Below are 238 nucleotides of genomic sequence, written 5' to 3'. Positions count from 1 at the left end.
GTTACTGGTGGCCATCACTAAACTGTTTTGCGCTTTTTTGTCCGTAAATGTTCAGTCTACGGACACTATTTTTCGAAACTGACTTGTTACTTTACTATTAAAACTGGACATTCTACACGTTTAGCAATTTTATGACTAACACTTCCTAAAACCATTTCTTGAAATGGATTTAATCCTCTACTGCCAATAATAACAATATCATATTCTCCATTATTTGCTTCCCTCACAATGGTTGGTC

At 34.9% G+C, this 238-nt stretch carries 1 protein-coding gene; it reads right to left on the bottom strand.

Features of this window, described 5'->3' with window-relative positions:
* Nucleotides 1-86 precede the first annotated feature (86 nt).
* Complete coding sequence (locus AOA60_RS29705) at nucleotides 87-227, bottom strand: universal stress protein (RefSeq protein ID WP_256592904.1); 141 nt, start codon at nucleotides 225-227, stop codon at nucleotides 87-89.
* Nucleotides 228-238: the final 11 nt, after the last annotated feature.

The sequence above is a fragment of the Pseudomonas sp. 2822-17 genome (assembly GCF_002742485.1).
Taxonomy (GTDB): domain Bacteria; phylum Pseudomonadota; class Gammaproteobacteria; order Pseudomonadales; family Pseudomonadaceae; genus Aquipseudomonas; species Aquipseudomonas cyclaminis.
Note: the sequence above shows the minus strand (reverse complement) of the source record. Positions and strands in the feature narration are given on the sequence as shown.